Annotated in this window: 24 protein-coding genes and 1 tRNA gene; 3 read left to right on the top strand and 22 right to left on the bottom strand. The window is 35.8% G+C overall.

The window, feature by feature from the left end; genetic code table 11:
* Window positions 1-24: 24 nt before the first annotated feature.
* The 4 genes from ACJQWY_RS01450 to trmB all read right to left on the bottom strand — a co-directional run bounded on the left by ACJQWY_RS01450 (window position 25) and on the right by trmB (window position 4,549).
* Window positions 25-231 (bottom strand): CsbD family protein, encoded by a 207-nt coding sequence (locus ACJQWY_RS01450; protein WP_407075983.1) that lies wholly within the window; start codon window positions 229-231, stop codon window positions 25-27.
* 348 nt (window positions 232-579) lie between these two features.
* Window positions 580-1,455 carry an aldose 1-epimerase family protein gene (locus tag ACJQWY_RS01445; RefSeq protein WP_407075982.1) on the bottom strand — a complete coding sequence of 292 codons (876 nt, stop codon included), beginning with the start codon at window positions 1,453-1,455 and terminating at the stop codon, window positions 580-582.
* 130 nt (window positions 1,456-1,585) lie between these two features.
* Window positions 1,586-3,706, bottom strand: coding sequence for a type I DNA topoisomerase (topA, locus tag ACJQWY_RS01440; protein ID WP_407075981.1), 2,121 nt, complete (start codon window positions 3,704-3,706; stop codon window positions 1,586-1,588).
* A 183-nt stretch (window positions 3,707-3,889) separates the two neighbouring features.
* On the bottom strand, window positions 3,890-4,549 hold the full coding sequence (gene trmB, locus ACJQWY_RS01435) for a tRNA (guanosine(46)-N7)-methyltransferase TrmB (RefSeq protein ID WP_407075980.1): 660 nt from the start codon (window positions 4,547-4,549) through the stop codon (window positions 3,890-3,892).
* A gap of 287 nt (window positions 4,550-4,836) precedes the next feature.
* Here trmB and ACJQWY_RS01430 point away from each other — a divergent pair, with 287 nt between their 5' ends.
* Window positions 4,837-5,262 carry an HIT family protein gene (locus tag ACJQWY_RS01430; protein ID WP_407075979.1) on the top strand — a complete coding sequence of 142 codons (426 nt, stop codon included), beginning with the start codon at window positions 4,837-4,839 and terminating at the stop codon, window positions 5,260-5,262.
* A gap of 3 nt (window positions 5,263-5,265) precedes the next feature.
* A complete protein-coding gene (locus tag ACJQWY_RS01425; RefSeq protein WP_407075978.1) occupies window positions 5,266-5,511 on the top strand; it encodes a hypothetical protein in 246 nt (81 codons plus the stop codon).
* A gap of 208 nt (window positions 5,512-5,719) precedes the next feature.
* Here the strand turns inward: ACJQWY_RS01425 and ACJQWY_RS01420 are convergent, their stop codons facing one another.
* On the bottom strand, window positions 5,720-7,489 hold the full coding sequence (locus ACJQWY_RS01420; protein ID WP_407075977.1) for a hypothetical protein: 1,770 nt from the start codon (window positions 7,487-7,489) through the stop codon (window positions 5,720-5,722).
* Between the two features lie 146 nt (window positions 7,490-7,635).
* On the opposite strand from ACJQWY_RS01420, the gene ACJQWY_RS01415 reads away from it, so the two are divergent.
* Window positions 7,636-7,724: transfer RNA gene (locus tag ACJQWY_RS01415), tRNA-Ser, on the top strand.
* A gap of 255 nt (window positions 7,725-7,979) precedes the next feature.
* Here ACJQWY_RS01415 and ACJQWY_RS01410 read toward each other — a convergent pair.
* From ACJQWY_RS01410 to ACJQWY_RS01330, 17 genes are all read right to left on the bottom strand, one after another.
* Window positions 7,980-8,123 (bottom strand): hypothetical protein, encoded by a 144-nt coding sequence (locus ACJQWY_RS01410; protein ID WP_407075976.1) that lies wholly within the window; start codon window positions 8,121-8,123, stop codon window positions 7,980-7,982.
* Window positions 8,116-8,859, bottom strand: a complete 744-nt coding sequence (locus ACJQWY_RS01405) for a type II toxin-antitoxin system death-on-curing family toxin (RefSeq protein ID WP_407075975.1) — start codon at window positions 8,857-8,859, stop codon at window positions 8,116-8,118. The genes ACJQWY_RS01410 and ACJQWY_RS01405 overlap by 8 nt, the downstream gene beginning before the upstream one ends.
* A 75-nt stretch (window positions 8,860-8,934) precedes the next feature.
* On the bottom strand, window positions 8,935-9,525 hold the full coding sequence (locus ACJQWY_RS01400) for a hypothetical protein (protein ID WP_407075974.1): 591 nt from the start codon (window positions 9,523-9,525) through the stop codon (window positions 8,935-8,937).
* Window positions 9,526-9,700: 175 nt separating this feature from the next.
* Window positions 9,701-10,540 carry a peptidoglycan amidohydrolase family protein gene (locus tag ACJQWY_RS01395; protein ID WP_407075973.1) on the bottom strand — a complete coding sequence of 280 codons (840 nt, stop codon included), beginning with the start codon at window positions 10,538-10,540 and terminating at the stop codon, window positions 9,701-9,703.
* Window positions 10,541-10,555: 15 nt separating this feature from the next.
* A complete protein-coding gene (locus ACJQWY_RS01390; RefSeq protein ID WP_407075972.1) occupies window positions 10,556-10,819 on the bottom strand; it encodes a hypothetical protein in 264 nt (87 codons plus the stop codon).
* Between the two features lie 352 nt (window positions 10,820-11,171).
* Window positions 11,172-12,653 (bottom strand): BppU family phage baseplate upper protein, encoded by a 1,482-nt coding sequence (locus ACJQWY_RS01385; protein ID WP_407075971.1) that lies wholly within the window; start codon window positions 12,651-12,653, stop codon window positions 11,172-11,174.
* Window positions 12,628-14,931, bottom strand: coding sequence for a phage tail spike protein (locus tag ACJQWY_RS01380; RefSeq protein ID WP_407075970.1), 2,304 nt, complete (start codon window positions 14,929-14,931; stop codon window positions 12,628-12,630). Before ACJQWY_RS01380 ends, ACJQWY_RS01385 begins: the two co-directional genes overlap by 26 nt.
* Window positions 14,928-15,662 carry a hypothetical protein gene (locus tag ACJQWY_RS01375; RefSeq protein WP_407075969.1) on the bottom strand — a complete coding sequence of 245 codons (735 nt, stop codon included), beginning with the start codon at window positions 15,660-15,662 and terminating at the stop codon, window positions 14,928-14,930. The genes ACJQWY_RS01380 and ACJQWY_RS01375 overlap by 4 nt, the downstream gene beginning before the upstream one ends.
* 1 nt (window position 15,663) lies before the next feature.
* Complete coding sequence (locus ACJQWY_RS01370; protein ID WP_407075968.1) at window positions 15,664-18,750, bottom strand: phage tail tape measure protein; 3,087 nt, start codon at window positions 18,748-18,750, stop codon at window positions 15,664-15,666.
* 60 nt (window positions 18,751-18,810) lie between these two features.
* On the bottom strand, window positions 18,811-19,131 hold the full coding sequence (locus ACJQWY_RS01365; protein ID WP_407075967.1) for a hypothetical protein: 321 nt from the start codon (window positions 19,129-19,131) through the stop codon (window positions 18,811-18,813).
* Window positions 19,132-19,156: 25 nt separating this feature from the next.
* On the bottom strand, window positions 19,157-19,342 hold the full coding sequence (locus tag ACJQWY_RS01360) for a hypothetical protein (protein WP_407075966.1): 186 nt from the start codon (window positions 19,340-19,342) through the stop codon (window positions 19,157-19,159).
* A gap of 23 nt (window positions 19,343-19,365) precedes the next feature.
* On the bottom strand, window positions 19,366-19,728 hold the full coding sequence (locus tag ACJQWY_RS01355) for a hypothetical protein (RefSeq protein WP_407075965.1): 363 nt from the start codon (window positions 19,726-19,728) through the stop codon (window positions 19,366-19,368).
* Between the two features lie 52 nt (window positions 19,729-19,780).
* Window positions 19,781-20,410, bottom strand: a complete 630-nt coding sequence (locus ACJQWY_RS01350; protein ID WP_407075964.1) for a major tail protein — start codon at window positions 20,408-20,410, stop codon at window positions 19,781-19,783.
* A 2-nt stretch (window positions 20,411-20,412) separates the two neighbouring features.
* Complete coding sequence (locus ACJQWY_RS01345; RefSeq protein ID WP_407075963.1) at window positions 20,413-20,742, bottom strand: hypothetical protein; 330 nt, start codon at window positions 20,740-20,742, stop codon at window positions 20,413-20,415.
* Window positions 20,743-20,744: 2 nt separating this feature from the next.
* On the bottom strand, window positions 20,745-21,104 hold the full coding sequence (locus ACJQWY_RS01340) for an HK97 gp10 family phage protein (protein ID WP_407075962.1): 360 nt from the start codon (window positions 21,102-21,104) through the stop codon (window positions 20,745-20,747).
* Window positions 21,091-21,402, bottom strand: coding sequence for a phage head closure protein (locus tag ACJQWY_RS01335; RefSeq protein ID WP_407075961.1), 312 nt, complete (start codon window positions 21,400-21,402; stop codon window positions 21,091-21,093). The genes ACJQWY_RS01340 and ACJQWY_RS01335 overlap by 14 nt, the downstream gene beginning before the upstream one ends.
* Window positions 21,392-21,703, bottom strand: coding sequence for a phage head-tail connector protein (locus ACJQWY_RS01330; RefSeq protein ID WP_407075960.1), 312 nt, complete (start codon window positions 21,701-21,703; stop codon window positions 21,392-21,394). The genes ACJQWY_RS01335 and ACJQWY_RS01330 overlap by 11 nt, the downstream gene beginning before the upstream one ends.
* Window positions 21,704-21,708 lie beyond the last annotated feature (5 nt).

Raw genomic sequence — 21,708 nt, 5'->3', positions numbered from 1 at the left:
AATTTTTACCTCCTAAATTGTAAACTATTCTTTAAGTTTCTCTTTTACATCATCCACCATATCCGCAGCCGCATCTTTGACATCACCAAACTTTTCTTTAGCTTTGCCCATTACTCCTTCAGCTTTTCCCTCAGCTTCGGTTTGTTTGTCCCCAGTAACTTTACCTGAGACCTCCTTAGCTTTACCGAGTGCTTGATCCTTCATTCCATCTAACTTGTCATCTAAAGCCATAATAGATTCCTCCTATAGGTGTACTAATGAATTTTCATTCATCGCTGCCTCTTGTTAACATTTATATTATAACATAATAAGAATGTAGACGTAAATATTATCTTTTTATAATAAAAACTAATTATTCCTTTAGATATCTTAAATGGACATATTAATATTTATTTATTTAGTAACAAAAGGCACCCAAATGTGCTTAATAGCTGATAGCAAAAATGTTACATACTCTACCATCGATTTCAAAAAATTATAAATAAAAAGGTAAATACGAAATGTCATTAATTTTCAAATCATCTTATCTTAAAATGATGATCTCTTTAATCAAGTATCTACCAATAAATGAAACTGACACTAGAAGATTTTAATACTATAATTCCCAGTAACACTATCATGAGCGCCCAAATGAGTCATTCCAAACTTATCTACTAAATTACCAGTCGCATCGGTTGTATCAGCAATTCCCCACCAAGGTTCAATACATAAGAAAGGCGCCTCAACATCCGCTTTCGTCCAAATACCAGCATATTTAGCATTATCAATCTTCACCACCACTCCATGTTGATTTTGCGTATCATAAAGCTTAATTTCAAATGGTGTCTGTTGCAAATCCAAAATAATTGCATCATTTTGGTAATCTTCACGCCGGACTTGCAAAATTTGCCGACCATCAAAAGTAGTATCTTGTTGAAAATCAACAAATGGGCCAGCTAAAACTTTTCGATTAAAAGTTTTTTGCGGATTAAATTCTAACTGATAATCTTCGAAATGATGTTGAGCGTCCATTGGCAAGTTAAAGCCTGGATGACCTCCCATCCCGAAAATCAATGTTTCATCAGCGGGATTCATCACATGATATGTTATATTCAACTGGTCATCTACCAAACGGTAAGTTACCTCAAATCGAAAGGCAAATGGATACTTCGCCTTGGTTTCAGCATTATCAGTCAATTGCAGTTTGACCATTTCAGTTGTTTGCTCAACAACTTTAAAGGTCATATCACGCGCAAAACCATGCTGGGTCATTTGATATTTATGACCTTGATATTGATATTCATTATCATGTAAACGTCCCACAATTGGAAAAAGGTTAGGGGCATGCCGTCCCCAAATTTTTGCATCAGCTTGCCACAAATACTCATTTTTAGTTGCATTTAATTGAAGACTACTTAATTCGGCACCTAACTCGTTTACCTTAACCGTCAACAAATCATTTTCCAGCTTGATCATTTCTTTCTCCTTAAGAATCCGTATGACTTATAGTAAGTTAGCATGTAAAACGCTTACATTTAATTCTATCAAATCCTAAATTAATTGCCAAACAAAAAGAGACGCCCATCTAAGCGTCTCTTTGCTAACATTACTTTTTCGTCTTGGTTGTGCTAGTACGTTTTTTAGTTGTTTTAGACTTGTTTTTTTCATCTTTAGCTTTAGGGGTCGTTCCGTCAGCTAAAGTTTGCTCTGTAGGCTTATCCCAAGAAACAAAATCACAATCGGGGTAACGTGAACAACCATAGAATGTTCGGCCGCGCTTAGTCTTTCGTTCAATAATCTGTCCTTGATGACACTTCGGGCATGTTAAACCAATCTCTTTCACAATCGTCTTAGTGTTGCGGCAATCAGGGAAGCGCGAACAAGCGTAAAACTTACCATAACGTCCGAGTCGTTCTAACATCGGTGCACCACAAATTTCACAATTTTCACCGGCAAGCTTGTCCTTGACTACCATCTTATCCATTTCAACTTCAGCTTTATTCAACTCAACTTTAAATGGTTGGTAAAATTCATCGACAACCTTAACCCAATTTTCATCCCCCGCTTCAACATTATCCAATTCATGCTCAATTTGAGCCGTAAATTTCAAATCAGCCACATCAGGGAAATACTCGCGAACTGCCGCTTGAACCATTTTTCCAATTTCAGTGGGAATAAACTTTTTAGCATCCATCCGGACATACCCACGGGATTTCACAGTCTCAATCGTTGCGGCATACGTTGATGGCCGTCCTACCCCAGCTTCTTCTAACGCCTTAACCAGTGCAGCTTCAGTATAACGTGGCTTCGGCTGTGTGAACTTTTGCTCAGGATTAAGGCTTTCTAGTTGGACCTTATCGCCAACCTCCATCACAGGCAAAACATTATCCTTCGCCTTCGCTGCAGGATAAGCTTTAGTATAACCAGCAAACTTAGTCGTCGCTCCATTAGCTCGGAACATCACGCCGCCCTGGTCGATAGTAACCCGAACTCGATCAATAATTTCCGGTGTCATCTGTGAAGCAACGAACCGTGACCAAATTAACTGATAAAGCTTAAATTGATCATTCGTTAACTTATCTTTAATCGAAGCCGGCGTCCGGAAAACTGAGGTTGGTCGCACAGCCTCGTGCGCATCTTGGGCACCTTCTTGTTGCCTGGTCTTCAGCGGCTTTTTAGCAGCATATTCCGCTCCGTATTCATCATGTATGAATTGTGATGCATCATTTTTAGCAAGCGCTGAAATTCGCGTCGAATCGGTTCGCATATAAGTAATCAGTCCAACGGTTCCATTTTTACCACCTAGATTAATTCCTTCATATAATTGTTGCGCTGTTGACATCGTACGCCGAGTTTGGAAATTTAACTGCGTATTTGCAGCTTGTTGTAAAGTTGATGTTGTAAAAGCTGGACTCGGATTATTCTTACCCTCACTTTTAACCACTTCGGCTACATTGAAATCAGCTTTTTGATCTAATCGTGCAAGAATTTTTTGCACCATTTCATTATCAGGAATCCGCGCGACTTTTTTCCCATCTAATCCATAGAAACCCGCGTGGAACTTTTTCCGCGACTTTTTAAAAGTTGTTGGCAGCTCCCAATATTCTTCGGGTCTAAACGCCTGAATTTCATTTTCACGATCAATAATCAAGCCCAAGGCGACTGATTGAACACGCCCTGCGCTCAAGCCTTTTTTGATTTTTTTCCACAATAATGGCGAAATTGAGTATCCCACCAGCCGATCCAAAATTCGCCGAGCTTGTTGAGCATCAACGAGGTTCATATCCAATTTACGTGGATGTTTAAACGCATCTTTAACGGCATCTTTAGTAATCTCGTTAAATACCACCCGATTCTCATCTGAATCAACAGCTAAGTCTAGCGCATGTGATAAATGCCAGGCAATTGACTCACCTTCACGATCTGGGTCGGATGCGAGATAAACATGCTTGGCCGCTTTAGCCTCTTTTTTTAAGCTTTTAATTATATCGCCTTTTCCACGAATATTGATGTATTTCGGATCATAATTATGTTCTGTATCTACACCCATCTGTGACTTTGGTAAATCCCGGATATGCCCGATACTAGCAACCACCTTATACCCCGTTCCCAGATATTTTTCAATGGTTTTAGCCTTAGATGGTGACTCAACAATAACTAAATTCTTTTTTCGTTTCGAAGTAGCCCGTTTTGGGGTTGCTTTTTTGGTCTTTGTTTCTATTGCCAAGGACTTTCTCCTATTTCTGTTAATTTTATTTTCGTTTTTAACTGCTTACTATAACTTATCTTATCAGAAAATGCTAGTTTTAAAATAGTGGCACTAAAAAACGCACACCTTTTAATAAGGGTGCGTTCACTTAAAATCCGAACTATAACTTTTTAAAAGTTCACTGGACTATATTTCATCAGTTTAGAAATGTCCAATAAATTGATAAATTGGGAACCCAGCTTCTGAAAATTTCTGTTCATACTCTGTTTCTACATTGTCTAACATCTTATCAGCATCTTCATGCAAATTCAATGAAATTCCATTTGGGTTAAATTTCACCCCAAAGTCAGCAAAACTATATAATGAATATTCAAATAGCCCACGATTGTCTGTTTTAAAGGCTAACTCACCACCCGCTGGTAAAACAGCCTGATACCCTTCCAAAAAAGTTTTATACGTAAGGCGGCGTGATTCATGCCGAGTTTTAGGCCATGGATCAGAAAAATTCAAATAAATTTTAGTAACTTCACCCTTACTAAAATAAGTTTCCACTCCTGCTCCATCCCCATAAATAAAGCGTAAATTAGGTAAAGCTTGTTCATCTTCGTCTGCTTTACGTGCCGCTACGGCTACCGCTGATTCTTGCAATTCCATCCCAATGAAATTAATATCTGGGTATTTTTTTGCCATCCCAATTATGAATTGTCCTTTTCCGGTTCCAATTTCAACATGCAAGGGAGCATTATTTTCAAACAAAGATTGCCAATTACCCTGTAACCCAGTCGCCCGATCTTGCGTAATGACTAATTCATCATGCTCGTTCAACCATGTTGCGGCCCATTTTTTATTTCTCAAACGCATTTCTTCACCTCTATGGTATTTTCTTATATCTTATCAATCAGGTTATTAAAATCCTATCTAGCTTACCAAGCTTAACCTAAAATAATCAACCCTTTTACCCAACAAATAATTTTTTATTACAAAACCAGAAAATCAGTTCCATAGCAAAACAAAACTGCATCCGACTTTCCTTAATATCAAAAAGTCCTGAAAAACAGATTTACTAAACGACACTTCATTAATATATCTGCACGTAAGTTTCATGTTATAATAGCGATAAATAATATGTACGTTTAATGGAGGTTGTAATGGCAGATATTTTTGATCAAATTATTACTGGTGAAATTCCTGCGTATAAAATTTATGAAGATGATACAGTTTTAGCATTTTTAGATATTTCGCAAATCACACCTGGGCACACTCTTTTAATTCCTAAAAAGCATTTGCAAGACATCTTTGAATATAATGAAGATACCGCCGCGCAAGTGCTTTCAAAGTTACCTGTTATTGCACGCGCTGTTCGTAATTCCAATCCAGATATTATTGGCGTCAACATTTTTTCTAATAACGGCAAAGGTGCTGGTCAAGTCGTTCCACACTCTCATTTTCATATTGTCCCACGCTATGCCGACGATAATTTTTCCATCACCGAGTTTAGTAATGCTGACCAATATTCTGACGCACAATACCAAAAGATTGCCGACTCTATCACTTCTCACCTACAGGAGAATTAGCCTATGTCATTAAAAGACAAAATGACTGCTGAAGTTAATAGTTGGAAACATGTCATTAACTCTAGCCGTGTTGCTGGTCAACACTTTCAAGCAGCCAAAACAAATTTCATCGAACAATTACCATTAGCTGAACTGACAACACAAGATATACAAAAATCTGTTCAACATACTCTGGATAAAAACCAATTTCGTTTAAATCATTTACAGGACACGGTCCAGCATTTAAAAGAAAGTACCAAAAAATCATAATTTAAATTAATTTTTTTATAGACAACTATCTGGATAGTTGCCTATTTTTTATATCATTTCCATTTTTAAAGACAAAAACACTAAATATTTCAGGCTAGCGACCCTTCATATCTAGTATTTAATATCGCTTATTTAGTGTCAAAAGATTTACAATATCATTTTAAAATTCAGTGGCCAAATCAATTTTTAAAATTTCCTATCATTTTTGTTAACAAGTTTGTTTATTTTTTAAATTAATCAATTTGCCACTCATTAAAATACATGAAGCACCAATACAAACTAATAATGTTAGTATTCGGTCGCTCTTTTCTTTTACTGCCGTCTCTGGTAAAGTGGTGGGCATTGTAGCCAAGCTTTTCACTTGTTTCCCATTATTTTGAACTTCTTGAATAAGTGACTTTATTTCCTGCAACACGTTCACAGGAGCCTTTACTTCGACCTTATTCACCTCATTAGCTTCTTTAACTTCAATTCCTTTGACCAACAGATCTATTTTTCCGTTTATTGGGCTAGAGTCATTTGCCTTTATTTTGATACCAGAATCATCTTTAACAACAATTGGTTTAATTAATTCTTTGGGCATCTCATTTACAATAGGCGTACTCTGCTCAACAACATTTGTAGGCTTACTAATTAATGATTTTACTAGTTCTGGTTGATTAGATATCTCCGTTGACTTCTGTTTTTTGTCCTCCTTCACTATTCTTTCCATCTTATCGTGCACAATGTTAACGGATGTTACTTTATGATTTAAACTTTGTTTTGTATCACCCCCTCTATTAGTAGCTTCAGTTAAACTATTATTATGGAGCTTTTCATTATTTAAGGTATCTTGATTCTTTACATTAAAATTAACTTGCGGAGCTAAAGCCTCGTCAACTATCACACTGAGTTCATCAATTCCCTGGCTTAAAGTATTGCTCAAGTTCTTAACTAATTTGTTATTATTGTCGTTTAATGCTTGGCTAGCTTCTCCCAGAATATTCCAAATATCAGAAAAATTATTTAATAATGCATTAAATGAGTCATCATTATTTTCTTGTGATCCTAAATTTTGAATAGTAGTAATCGATGATTTACCATGATTTAACCCTTTTTCAACTGTATTTAATGTTTCATTATTAGAAGATTTAGACGTTGATTTATCCCTTTGCTTAAGATTATGACTGATTTTAACTTCATCATTAGTAGTATTCTCAGTTTGTTCCGTTGATTCATTTACTTCTTTTATATTCTCATCTGATGGTTGATCAGGCATCACCATATCGATTGAGGATTCGGGCTCTTCTACTTTAACTGGCTCAGTTTTAACTGTTTCATCTTTTAAAACTGCATTTATTTCAGCCACCAATTTAGCCTTAACATCTTCGGCATACCTAATGTTCTTTTCATGTTGCCAACGTTTATCTTGATAATCTTCATTAGTTTGCTTTATTATGGCTATAATTTCCTGCTCTTTTCGTTCAAATTTATTCACAACCTGAATTACTGTAAAATTTTTTATTTTATTCACTTCATCAATTTTTGACAAGAGTTCTGATTTAGCTAATGTTTTCTCCTGTTCCGATATACCAGGTCTTGCCATTAATTGCTTAAAATATTCATTGACATTTATGATACGTTGCTCGTTTTCACCTAATAACCTTAAAAATGTATTATCTAGCTCCTCTTTGAGATTGTCTAATTGTTCTTTTTGAACAATATTAAAAGCCTGATTTTCTTCAATTAAAATATTTAATTTAGTTTCTTCATTTGCTATAATTTCCTCTTGTTCTTTGATTGATTGTTGGAGCAAATCAGCTTTTTTAGTTAAAATAATTTTATTGTCTTTATCCTTTTTCAAGGGTTGAAATAAGATATTTTCCTTTTCAACAGGACTGCCATTACTATTCGCTTCTCCCACTACTGGTCCAAATATACTAACACTAAATATTGTTGACAAAATTGTAACCGATTTATACTTAATCACGTCCTTCATATCTCCACCTCTTTATTATTTGATAATCTAAATATACCAGGGATGAAATTGTTTTTTGTGAAAACAATGTGAAATTAGAACATATTTTTAACTTAGCGTAAACATTTGCTTTTTTCACCAAAATCATTTATATTTAATAAGTTGTTGGAGATATGGCAGAGTGGTAATGCAGCGGACTCGAAATCCGCCGAACCGGTGTAGAGCCGGCGCACGGGTTCGAATCCCGTTGTCTCCTTACTTAAGCGTTAAAAGCGTTGAGACATCAGCGTTAACCAATATTTTTAAAATTACAAGTACCCACTTAGGTACCCACCTAATTAATATTACCCCGGCTGGAGAAATAACTTTTTTCTACTATATAAATAAAAACCTTGGCTTATAGAATGCGTATATCTCTAAAAGTGCCAAAGTTTTTTTATTTATTCGTTACTGTTCAAAACAAAAAAGCCTACTAACTAGTTAATTCTAGTTAGTAGGCTTTTAATTTATATTATTGTTGTGATAACAAACTCATCGCTTCGAAAATTCCAGGTTTTTTAAGTAATTCTTCTGAAGTTTTTTTAACTTCTTTAGTATCAAAATAATTAATGTCTTTAAAATTATAGTTGTCTATATTAATATCAAAGTTATCCATTAACTTCCCCTTCCTTTCCTGTATTTACGTACTCATCATTATATATTCTCATCAAATTAACGTCAAGAGAAACATGTTTTTTAATAAACTCTTCCACTTCACTCACTCCAATTTCGTGCCTAGCTATCTTCATTGATACCATATATAAAATATTTTTCTCTGGTGGTATACCCTTAGGAACTTGCATAGTAAAATCGTAAAAATTACTTCTCAAGTATAATAAAGCTGCTAACATAGCAGTCCTTTTATTACCGTTATGAAAAACTTGATTTTGCGCTATTTCCACCCATAAACTAGCAGCTTTATTAATTATATTGGGATGTGGATCATATCCGAATAGACTCGATTTCGCAATACGATTATTAATCGATTCCAATTTTCCTATATCTTTTATACCGTACATGCCCAAAACCCCTGCTTCTTCAAAAATGCTTTGGGATTCATCATTTAAAGTTCTGTATCCTTCTATATCTAGCATGAAAATAACTTTTAATATTATTGCCGGAATGACAACGTCATAATCTTTCAAATCTAGGGTAAATTTTATCCGTATATTAATATATTTTACAAATTCATTTTCCCCTATAATATCTGATATAAGTATTTCGGCATTTTTCAATTCGGGATTATCTTTCTTAACGATATCAATAACATTATTTAACTCCGATTCGCTATCATAAGCAATAAATAATGGAACTTTATTTTTATATAGTTCACTAAAATAATTAAAAAACATATCAAACACCTTTCTTCAATTAATTATAACAAAAAATCCTACCAACTAGAATTTAGTCAGTAGAATTTTGATTTGTTATTTAGTAGCGTAATTATTTTTAAAAGCGATTTCAAGTTTATACGCAAAAGGTGGTAGGGCGCCTGCACCAATTATACTTCCATCATCTGAAAAACTTAAGTCGCCACTCATACAAGTCATAGTATAAAATGCATTATCTTTATTTTTTTCGAATTTTACATTCGCAGCACCATATTGTTTAGATTTCGCATATAAGCCATTATCAGTGGGGCCGTAAGGATTAGCTGCTTTATACCAAAGATATGCATCGTTTTGTAGCCAATAAATTCTATATAATTTACCAGTTTCCACAATTTTAACCGCATCTTCATTACCTGTCTCTTGAAGCATAAAATCATCATGTCGCCCCGTCTTGTCCAACCCTAACCAACTTGTGCCTGGATTCATCCAACCAGGTCTCATTCTAAAATCCCCCATAATGGCCAGACCGACTCCTCCCATATTCATCCTACTTTGCATTCCTACAAACATATTCGTATATACAGTACTTCCGTCGTTATAATTCTTGATAACGTCAGCCTTTACACTTGACGGAAATGATAATAATACTCCTAGGGAAATAATGAACATTATTAAATACTTTTTCATACTACTTTCTCCTCATAAATCGTATTGTGAAAACATTTACAAGAAACATTATACAATTTCATCTAATTTAATTCAACATTAATTTTAATATTTATTTAATAAAAACACATTAGATAAACAAAAAAGCTAACCAGCTAGGAATACCTACCCGATTAGCCTTTCAATTTATTCTATTTTAGTGATTCGTCAATGCGTAAGCCTTAACCCAAGTTCCACCATACGTGTTGTTCCAAACAATGAATACCCCATCGCTTGCTGCATCGTATTGGTCGATAGTTCCATAATTATAACCGTCGTCCATCTTAACCATAGCCCCAGGCTCGATATTCATATTGTCTCCGCCATCAACCCGGCTAACGAACGCTAGCGGAATACCTTGACCATACCAATTGGCATCTTCAATTCGAGTAATGCCAGCCATCTCAAAGCTAAGTCCTTGCCAAAAACCTTTATAAAATCGTACAGCATCAATTTTAAACGGCTTATAAAACGTAAATTGGTTCCCAGCTCGCTTAAAAGCTTTAATCGCATCACTATCATTATCTGTCGAAGGTTGTACCCCCGTATTACGCCAAATCTCATAATACATACCGGCGTTTGTCAGATAAGTATTGATGTTGTTAATTGATACCGCTGTTCCAACCTGTCCCTGCGTAGTCCAATCAGTTGAAATGAAGTTAATGTCATCCATCATTACACCAACGTGACCACTAGCTCCAGCTGATTCAGCCATTGACGCACCACCAGACATCATCACAATGTCGCCTTCTAGAGAGTCCCAAGTACCATTAACACAAATTCGTTCATAACCGTTCATCGCTAAATATCCGGGCAATGTCACAGTTGAATACAAATATCCATACTCTGACCCACCCGCCTCAAAAATGGCTTGTGTTACTGAACCTGAACAGTCTGCTGTTCCATCTGCTCCATTTCGAGAACCAGACATTGAGTACGTCAAAACTCCTTCATGATTGATAAACCATTGTACAACTTTTTCATTATTTACTGTCATTATTTAATCCTCCGCTTACTTAAATTGTTCATTGTCATTGCGGCTACCATATTTAGATGTTGTCTTATTTTGTTGTTTATCTTTCTTAGCTGAATTTGGTTCAGTTTCAATTTTTTCTAATTTAACGTGGTACTCATCTTCAATATACTTACCGACCCACGTCGGAGGATTATATCCCGCCAATTTAGCATTAGCGATAATGGACTTAATCCAATACCAACCAATTAATACAAATATAGCAAATGCGATAATATCGAAAATTGCTGGATTAAAGTTCATTTGTAGTCCAGCTNATTAGCGATAATGGACTTAATCCAATACCAACCAATTAATACAAATATAGCAAATGCGATAATATCGAAAATTGCTGGATTAAAGTTCATTTGTAGTCCAGCTATATGATCCGGTGCTAACGACAATGGTATTTCAAAACTCCAAATAATAACCGGCATTAGAGCCAACGGAATTGATTTAATCAATCCGCCTAATCCACCACCACTGGTAATTGCCACCCCTCGTTTCTTTCGCCACGAATTAGCGAATACTGTATCAATAATCATGAATAAAAAAAGGACCGACGTTTCAGTGGGTCCGTTTAGATTGAGATACATAAAATTTAAAAATTGTTCCATTATAATTGTTCCTTCTTGTCTACTTCTAACAAATCATCATTCATATCTGGCAATTGTCCGATGGCTGGCATAGTCTGAGAAGTTAACCAAGTTCCCGATATATAAATCAATGTCCCGACTGGCAATGAGGCACCAACAACAGCTAAGCTTCCAGATGCACCAAAAGCAAAAACTCCGACGTATTTTCCATCTGTTGAAACAAAAGGAAGGCGAGTGGCGATAATTGGCTTATAGCCATTTGGAATGACAACATCAGTCACTAAAGAACCTTCTGATTTCGCAGTTGTAATATGAAGTGCTCCCGTTACTTCAACAGCCTCTCCTTTTCTGTAAAAAACAAGTGGGTCAGATGACAATGGACCAGTTACCTTAATTGTTTTTGTCGGTGTAGTAATACTGTTGGCTGATAAACTATTTAACGCAACATTTTTGGTTTCATTTAAATGTGCAACTTTTGAATCTAGTGCCAATTGCTCCCAAGTAACGCTACCTGCAGCTACATATCCTCGCCAAACATCATTTCCGATTTCTAAAAATAATCCCCCAACATCAGCTACCTGCTCCCCGCTTTCATCAGCGTGCGGTGTAACTTCAAGTTGACCAGACCCAGTATTAACGGGCAAACCTTTAGTAGTTGAAGCGTTCACTGCCCAGTTTCCAACGTATTCAATCATATCCGCAGTAACTATTTTAATATCACTAAATTCGGCTAATCGTGTCTTCAGACCTCCACCTATCGGCTTATCAAAATTATTATCTCCAGTAAAATTATTGATCTCTCCGCGGACAGCAACATCTTTCTCGGCTAACGTCTTAGTAATTTCGTCAATTGATGCTTGAACATCCAACTTCATTTTATCTATTGCTTGTTGAACTTCACTTTGTATAGCTTTAATTTGTACAGCCACATCTTTTTTAGTTTCAGAAATACTTGTTGAAACTTCTTTTTCCATATCTTGGATTTGGCTAGTTACGCTATTTCGCAAATCGGTCATATCTTTTTTAACACTAGTTATCTCTTCTACCATTCCATCTATGTTAAATGAAACATACATATCTTTTAATTCTTGCAGCATCTTCTCATAGTCGGTTAAATAATCTTGTAAATTTTCTGCACTTAAATCAGCCGATGGTAAAATCAGCACCCCGAAATTATTAGTTGTTTCGCGAATATTTGATTTCGTTAATGAGATATATGCCGTTTGATATGCACCGGTATTTTGATTAGTTTTAATTGAGAATTGATAACTCAACAAACCTTTTTTAGCATCAACAACTTTAACGTTATCATCAACAATCACCGATCCCTTGGATGTTTTACCCTCAAATTTTGGTATATATCCTGTTAAATCAAACGTTGACCCATTCGACAAAATCGTAAATTCAACGGACGATGTTTCCCTATCACTACGTCGTTGTCTGATAATCGGTCCAACCATCGGTGTTTTGGCAATATCAAGCGTCATTTTTGTTTTTACCATTCTTTAACTCCTCCACTTCTTTCTTTAGTTTTTTAACAATTGGAATTAGCAACAAGGCTACTTTAGAATATTCAATTCCTTCAATTTCGCCGTCTTGACCACGCGTAACAAGGTACTCCAACCCTGCTTCAGCCAAATCTTCTGCAATCATTCCGAAATAACGTTTAGATTCACCATTTTCTTTAACTTCTGCTTTATCATCCCAAGTTGCTAACGGAACATTAAGCAGTTTTTCGGAATCATTAATTGATACATCTCGGACAATATTCTCTTTATATTTTGAAGCTGACGTAGAACGCTGTAATACTCCGTAAGAACTGATATACATGTTCGCAGAAGCTGATGTTGTACTATCATAAGCAGGCTTAGCATAAATATATGCTGCATTTAGCGCTATCCGGTCTCCCCCTCCCGACATTCCAAATTTATCAGTAGCTCCTACTGTTATCGATGGAGACGAACCTATATTTCCAATTCCAGTTGGTACTACTTTTCCTCCCGATATTTTCACACCAGCAGTTCCACCACCGACAACCGTTTGGTCTTCTTCAGAGTAATTTTTACCTGTTAATCCAAAACTAACCCCAAGTAACGTTTCAGCTCCTATTTGACTATTAACAACAGATGATTCATGGCCTTTAATATTTAATTCAAAAGAATCATTGGCCTGTATAATTGAAGATTCCGATATATCATTAATATCATGAGAAATTCTTAGATATGGATCTTTATAGGTTCCTAACCACTCTTGTCTAGTAAGTACGATTTCCCCATCATTTATTAATACATTCCGACCGGGCATATACGGATTAGAAACAAACAAATAGCCTTCGTCGATATTTAAATCGATAGTGTTACTGGTCGAATGCAACCGTCCTTGCTGAAACTCAACATTACCAGTATCTAAATTAATAAATAAATCATGACCTTTTACTATACCGGTGGTGATAGCCGTGGCGTTAATTCCTCGGCCTGTAATTGCATTGCCAAACGTTATACCGCCGTCTTGAGAAACGCCTAACCCAGCCGAATTAAAGATAACTAAAGCATTTGGATCTATTTTATCAGTCGCGACAATTCCGTCAGTTGAAAAATCTAATTCTGTTTCAGTATCCCATAACTTAGCAGCCGCATAAGTTGCTTCTTCGTTGATATCTTCAATTTTATTTTGCATATCATCAAATTGATCATGAGTATAGTCTGTGTAGCTCATTTTGGCTGTACCAACTGTCAATTTAGTTATCTGCTCTGCAATAGGATCATAATGCAATTCATTGACCACGGCCGTAACGTCAACATTAAATTCTGGGACAAAAACTGTAACTGTATCAGTTAATCCAATCGTTTCCAGTTCTTTGAATTTATCGTTAAATTCTGCCGAATCTCGTAAGCTTATGACATCAATATCAACTGTAACATCGGGCAAATCAACATCGGTATGTGCTGATTGAGTAAACCAATTTTTAGCATAAGCATTAATTTTAGATTTAATTTGTGCATCAGTATCATCCTGACCAATCGTAATATTTTGACTTACATCAATCCCTTGAATATACATATCAAAATAATTTTTCATATTTTTAGATTCAACTGGTGTTCCCTCAATAAAACGATCAATTTCATTAGTTGTTTGCTTAACATAGGGATAAATTTTGGTAACCAAGTTTGACGTATCAGTCGTATATTTTAAACTATTGATATTTTTACCAAGTCTAAATGTCATCACATTATCTTTCCCGCGACGACTATACATGGCAATGCGCTTATTTTGCCTGACCATTTCTCCACCCCAGTATTGCAAAATTGAGCCTTGAGTTCCGGCAATTGCTTCTAATGGATTAACATACGATAATTTAGATGAACTTCGAGTCTGAATATTTGAATAAAATTCAAAAATAGATTGATGAACCATTGCATTTTGCAGTGCATGCATTGCTTCCAATCCGTTTGCTTCTTTAATATCAACTGACTTAATTAGATTGTTTTTTAAGTCATAAGTAATTGAATTGGCGCTAATTTCAATGTTGCTGTTAGAAATATCCAAATCAATACTAGCAATTCTAAAAGCATGTTCTGGATCAGACGGCGAAGGCTTAGCCAAAATGATTCGACCAACTTGAATATCATTATATTTTTTACCATTTACCGGATAACTAGCAGCCAATTCAAAAATTCCATTTCGTTGTTCGATAACGTCGACATTATAAATTTCAGCAAGTAATCCTAATCCATTATTTTTAAAATCAACTTCACTGCTTTCATATAAAATTGGTGTCATAGAGTCCTCCATTTCGCGTTAATTATTGCTTTTCCATTACTAATACTAATTGTATTTAATCCACTTTCTAAAATAGGAAAACTTGACCGAGACATTTTCGAATTTTCATTAACCAACTTATTGTTTTTGTCATAACTCCAAGCATCTTGAAAATCGCTATCCAAATAAATGTTCCCAGTCAATCCAGTAAACGAAACGGATTGATTATTTATTTTCAACACAGTTGTGCCAGTTGCCACTATTTGAATAGAAGGTTTTGCTTCATAATTAAATGGATTTTGAACAACCAATGAAGTCCCTGAAGAAATTTCATAAATATGTTCTCCGGCCATATATTTATACGGCATGGCACTAATGTTCACTTTAATCTCCCGATATTTACTGATACGTGAAGGTCGTTCAACGCTAGTCACGCCAGTTCGAACAATCTTATAAATAAATTCTTGGTCAAAATAAAAACAAGCATCAACGTATCCTTTTCCGTCGATAGCTTGTATAAATTTAGTTATTTGAGTCGAAACATTATCCCACTTACCACGAAAGGCGATTGTTATTTCAAACTCTCGATTTTTGTATGCTTTGTTGTCTGTAATGATTGAGCGGTCAATTCCAATTGGACTATCATTCAATGTGATTTTTCTTTCCGGAATAGTTGTATCGAACCAATTCACAATGACTGCATCCAAATCAAGACTATCAACATCATTAATAATAAATGAACCCGGTCTCATATTAACGACCTCCTCGTGACATATTCTTATTCCGAGCTGCTCGTGCTAATCCTAATTGAACAGCACCCGTAATTTTCTTCATTCCTGCATCAGATAAATCAGTATAGACATTAATATTAATAATCGGTTGTCCACTTCCGGACAACTCCATATTCTCTACAATGCCTTTACCAATTCCACCCAAAGTTTTAGCATTCAACGGCAATGCCGCTTCTGGTCCTGCTTCTCCTACACCGTTATAACCACCGTTGCCAGCGAACAATGTTGGTTTATTGAAAATTCCACCTTTGGCATACCAATTGATTCCGACGTGTGGAATTTTACCCTTTAACGGATTAAAGTCTCCACTCAAGCTAAAATGAGGCAACGGAATATGTGGAATAGAAATTTTAGGAAATGATAAATGGAAATTAAATGCACCTTTAATCTTATCAACAATTCCCTTGATAAAATTCCAAACACCATTCAAGACATTACTAGCAGCATTTTTAATTCCATTAAATCCGCCTTTAGCAATATTCCCTAGTCCCCCAAAGACCTTTGAAATAGTACTCTTAATACCATTGACGACTTTACTTACAACGCCCTTAATCCCGTTCCAAACGTTTGATGTAGCACTTTTAACGCCATTCCAAACCTTGCTTACGACTGATTTAATTGCATTGAATACGTTCGAAATATTATTTTTAAGATTATTAACAGCAGTGCTGACAACCTTTTTAATAGCATTCCAAACATTACTAGTAACGCTTTTAATACCATTCCAAACTTTAGAAACGAATGATTTAACAGCGTTGAATACTCTGGATACAGTACTTTTAATTCCGTTAACAACATTACTAATTACATTTTTTATTCCATTCCAAACATTTGATGAAATTTGCTTAATTCCATTCCAGACGTTGGAAGCGACACTTTTCATTCCATTCCATGCACCACTTAAAAATTTACCAATTGCGTTTACGACATTGGTAAAAATTTGTTTAATCTGGTCCCAATTTTGAACAAAGAAATTAATCAAACCAGCAAAGGGATTGATGATGAACAAAATTGCTTGCCCGAATCCAGAATGAAGGAAATCTCCAATCCAATCGATAGTTACTTTGAAGATATTTTTAATCCCGTCCCATAATCCCTTAAAGAAATCAGGAATGGCATTCCAAACACCTTTTAACCAATCTGCAATTTTACCCCATGCATGCATTTTTGTAATAATTATCGCTATGATAGCTATTACTGCTGCAATGGCAATAGCAAATAACGTCAATGGATTCATGGCCATGACAGCATTAAAAGCAGCTTGAACTCCAGTCCAAACTTTAGTTGTTGCACTCGCAATTTTCGCTCCTAAATTTGCTTCTTTTAGCGCAGTAGACATTGTTTTAAATCCAGTTTTAACTCCACCAATAACGTCTTTTGAAGCTCCTAATACCCCGTTTAAAGTCTTTTGTCCTGCTGCCATTATTTTAGTCGCACCAGTTGCTAATTTAGTAGAGTTTTTTAATGCGCTAATAGCACCACCCATATCTTTGAAAACAGAAATGGTCGTTTTCATTGAGTATATTACGGGAGATATTGCGGCGAAACCAACAATAAGTCCACCTACTCCAGCTATTGCCCCCTTGATGGGCTGTCCTAATCCAGCGATTCCCTTCATTACTCCTGCTAATGCTTTGATAACTGGACCCAGCGAGTCCAACAAAGTAGAGAATGAGTCTTTTAAAGAATTTATTGCACTCTTCCACTCTTGACCAGGCGAAGTTTTATTCATCTTTTTAGCTGCGCCATCAGTCTTTACAATGCCATCTGTCGCCATTAAAAGAGCGGCTGACGAATCTTGGCCCAAATCTTCAAATTGAGTTCCTAATCCTTGGACTGCAGCTTTAGCTTGATCTGCAGGCATACTTTTTAAATCACGCCCAACAGATGACATGACATCGGTAGACGTAGCTTTACCATTCTTAAACTGCTGAAAAACATCTTGTGTTGCTGAACTAAATTGTTTCATAGGTTCATCTAATTGACCACTAGTTAGCCGTAAATTAAATTCCTTAACCGCATCAGCAGCTTTATCAGTATTGAACGACCCATTTTTCATCCCTTCATTCATCACATTAAGCATCTGTTGCGCATTCAGACCTGCATCTTTGAAAGTTGGTGAATATTCATTCATGGTATCTAAAAAATCATGGTTTTTATCAAGGCCCATCTGTAGACCTTTAGCAACAACATCTGTTGCTTCATCTCCAGAGATACCAAAACCTTTCATAGCTTGACTAGCAGCGTTAGCTGTATCTTCTATATCGTTTCCAGTTACTTGCGATATCTTCAACAAAGAATTAGTCATATTTGTAAGCTGAACACCGTCTAAATCTTGAAATGAGTTTTTAGTAGATATAACAGCATCAGTAGCTTCATCGGCTGAATCAACCAATCCGGAATCAAAAACGCCATGAACTGAATCCATAGCGCTTTTAGCTTGTTCATCTGTTAGTCCCAATGCTGATTGAATTTTTGCTTGTGAATCCTGAAAATCCATACTAGTACTCATCAGATCACCAGCTAATCCTCGTGATTTTTCAGAAAGTCCCATTAACATATCACCAGCTGCAGCACCCTTAGTAAAATTCATGCTAGAATCAGCGTCTTTTGCACTGGTACCCATGCTTTTAAAACCAGATTCAGATTTAGCTGCTGCCGAATCAACTCCATTCAGAGCATCATCTACACCTTTAGCCCCAGTTTTAAAACGATCCAATTGTCCTTCTGTCGCTTCAATTTCACGTTTGAAACTTCGGTATTGCTCTTCACCTAAATCACCACTCTTGAATTGAGCTTCAACTTGTGATTGAGCTGATTTTAACGACTTCAGTTTTTCCGAAGTTGACTCTACCGCGTTACTTAACAGCTTCTGCTTCTGTGCCAATAATTCTGTGTTACCAGGATCTAGTTTCAAGAGTTTGTTTACATCTCTAAGTTCGGTACTGGTTTTTGACGTCTGAGTATTTACATCTTTTAATGCCTTGCTAAGACCTGTTGTATTACCATCAATGTCGATCGTAATACCTTTAACTCGTCCACCTGCCATATTATCTCCTTTCTAAAAAAAATACATAATAAAAACGTCTTATCTAAAAGACAAGACGCTTTAATTTAAACTAGAACTTATTGTTAATATAATCATTCCTACATTTATTAATGTTATAAAAAAACCTATCAATTTACTTTGCGTCCAACCATATGCACTAAAAATTAATCCACCAATAACTAATAAAATATCCATAACAATCCACTGGGCAAACTCGGATACATGCAATGCATTCAAAATGAGTAGTATTGGAATGAGAATTATCAACATAGCGACAACTTCTGCAAATCCAATCGCAAGAAACACAATCATTTCTTCCCAACCACTTATTGCACCTTTAATTATTGAATTAGCTGTTTTTTCATAATTATTATTTTTCATACTTACATTATATAACTTATCAATATTAAAAGCTATCGAAATCAGATTGATTAGCTTTCTTTATTGGCGCCTTATTTTCTTTAGCCTTTTCTTCCGAATTGCTATATTCGACGATAAAATCCATTACTTGTCCAACGTCCATCATCGACAATTCATCAAATGATAAACCGACCTTTTTGGCCACATATAAAAACGAGTCCGTATCAAACACTTCGTCCGATTCGTACTCGTTCTCTAAACTTTTTTTGTTGTAATAGACGACATCATCAATTCCATTAAGTCAGCTAAGAAATCAAAAATTGGAAACTCGTCAAATTCATCAATCCACTCATCCATTGGCTTAATGTCATTGTTGGCATTTTTAGCGTATACCCAAACAAAATTATAAAGCTTAGTAATTTGACCTGATTTAAACATTGGTAAAATTGCTTGCATTTCTTTACCTTTTTTAGCATTGGATGCTGCTTCAGCAACTTCCATTACTCCAGCAAAATCTTCGAAAAAATCACTCTTAAATGCGTTCTTGTAAAAAATAGGTGTTGCTCCAGATGATACCAACCGTACTTCCTTATCGCCAATCATAACTTTACGTTCCATAATATAATTCTCCTTTTATTTAATTATGTATGCGGGAAAACCCGCTAATTTTTTAAACAACCTTCTTGGATTTAGCTACTTTTGCGCCTTCTCCCGAGCCGTCACCTTCTCCAGCTTCACCCGGAATATAAACCTTATCAAACCACGTTGCATATGGCGCAGCACCTTCAGGAACCTTGGCTTTGATATTATAATTATATGGATCAGGCATTGCACTAAATTCAAATTCAGACTTTTGTGCTTCTAACTTATCGGCTCGTGTTGAAGACCCATCAGATGAACGAGAGAACCCAACGTTATACAAAATATGACGTACATGATTCTGATCACCAGAAAACTCAAACATAAGCGCCACAATTGACGTCTTATTGTCCGCATTTTCAACTGTAACACCATCTTCACCCGGCTTATTTCCAAAAATTAATTCATCGATTTCAGGTTGAAGATACTCCATTGTCATCTTTCCGGTGTAGCCTTGGTTATTTTCAATCTTTGCGTATTGAATATCATCAGCGTATTCCTCTAACGCATCCCCATTTGGGTCTAACGTCAACTCCACGGCCCCACGCCAAGGAATCGGTGTTCCTTCATAAGTAAGAGCTGTTCCCGTATCAGTAGCTTTAATAACGTGCACATTTCGCACACCAAATTTAAGCTTATTTTTATCTGCTGCTGTAACCATTTCTAGTCCTCCATTAAATCAAATTCATAAGTTCTAAACATCATTTTTTCTTCCTCAATAGCTTCCTCATAAACGTTGTAAATTATTCCAACGTCATCAAAAAAAGACTCAAGTCTATTTTCTAAACTCAAATCCTTTTTATCGAAATATAATTCAACATTTACAGCACTATTTTTTGCAAACACTACATCATCAGCTCGCTCATCATCACGTTGAACAACATAGTAAACAATAAATGGGGTACTAGGAGATTTATCAACTTCAAATGATCGATAAGCAACTGGCAATCCTGTACTTTCCATAAGTTTGGATCGTAATTCTTCTAAAGTCATTGCTACCTCCCAATCCTGCTTTGCAATCGCTTAGGAAATTCTTGAGCTACCCATTCATCAACTGGTGCAATGTGTGTAAAAGCTCTAGTTCGTCCACCATTCCTTTTAGCATGACCATTCTCCAATAAATGAGTTAATTGGTACCGTGTTGCGTTATGCACAATAAATTTAGTGCCAACTTTTTTCACACGCCAACCTTTTCGATATCTACCAGAATTGTCAGTGAACGATCCTGCACGTTTTAATTTAGCCACTGCTTCATTTGCAACTGCTTCTTTTTCGTGCTCTAAGTCTTCTTCAACATCATTAGAAAATTCACTCAACGCTTGAGCAATTTCATTAGATAAATCAATTGAAGCCATCACCCACCGCCTTTTCTAAGTACAGCGTAACTTTTTCTCCAGTCTTATTTACCCGGTAGATATGAAAACGAACATCATCAACAATAACCACGTCTTCATTTTGATAATCAACTGCATTTATTTGAAATGACAAAGAAGGCCTCAACCCTTTTTCACCAGCAGCCGCAAATTCAGCCCGACTAATTGAAAATTCATTTGCATAAACTTTTCTTTTGGCGCCCAACACTTTATTTTGTTGACCTAAACCATCTTCAACAATTTCAACATGGGTTAAATAAATGATTGAATTAAACCTCATCATTGTCCTCCTTGTCGTATTGTGAATGGATGGAAAGTTGCGTTTTGATATTTTCATACGTCTCCATCTGGCGTTGCGCTTCTGGGTTATCATAACCCCATAAAGATTTGACGTATAAAATAATTGCGGTTGTAATCAGATAGGATTGCTTCTCCATGAAAGTTTTAGAAACTACTCCTAAAATTTCTAAATCAGCTAAACCCGAACTAATTAAACCCAAAATTTCTTTATCCAAACTTTCGTCTTCAACCGTAGTCCTCAACGCCGTTTTTACTTCAGGTAGTAAATCTTTAGCTTCCATGGCTT

The organism is Weissella kandleri, from assembly GCF_045504165.1.
Taxonomy (GTDB): domain Bacteria; phylum Bacillota; class Bacilli; order Lactobacillales; family Lactobacillaceae; genus Weissella; species Weissella kandleri_A.
This window is presented reverse-complemented; position numbering and strand designations above follow the sequence as displayed.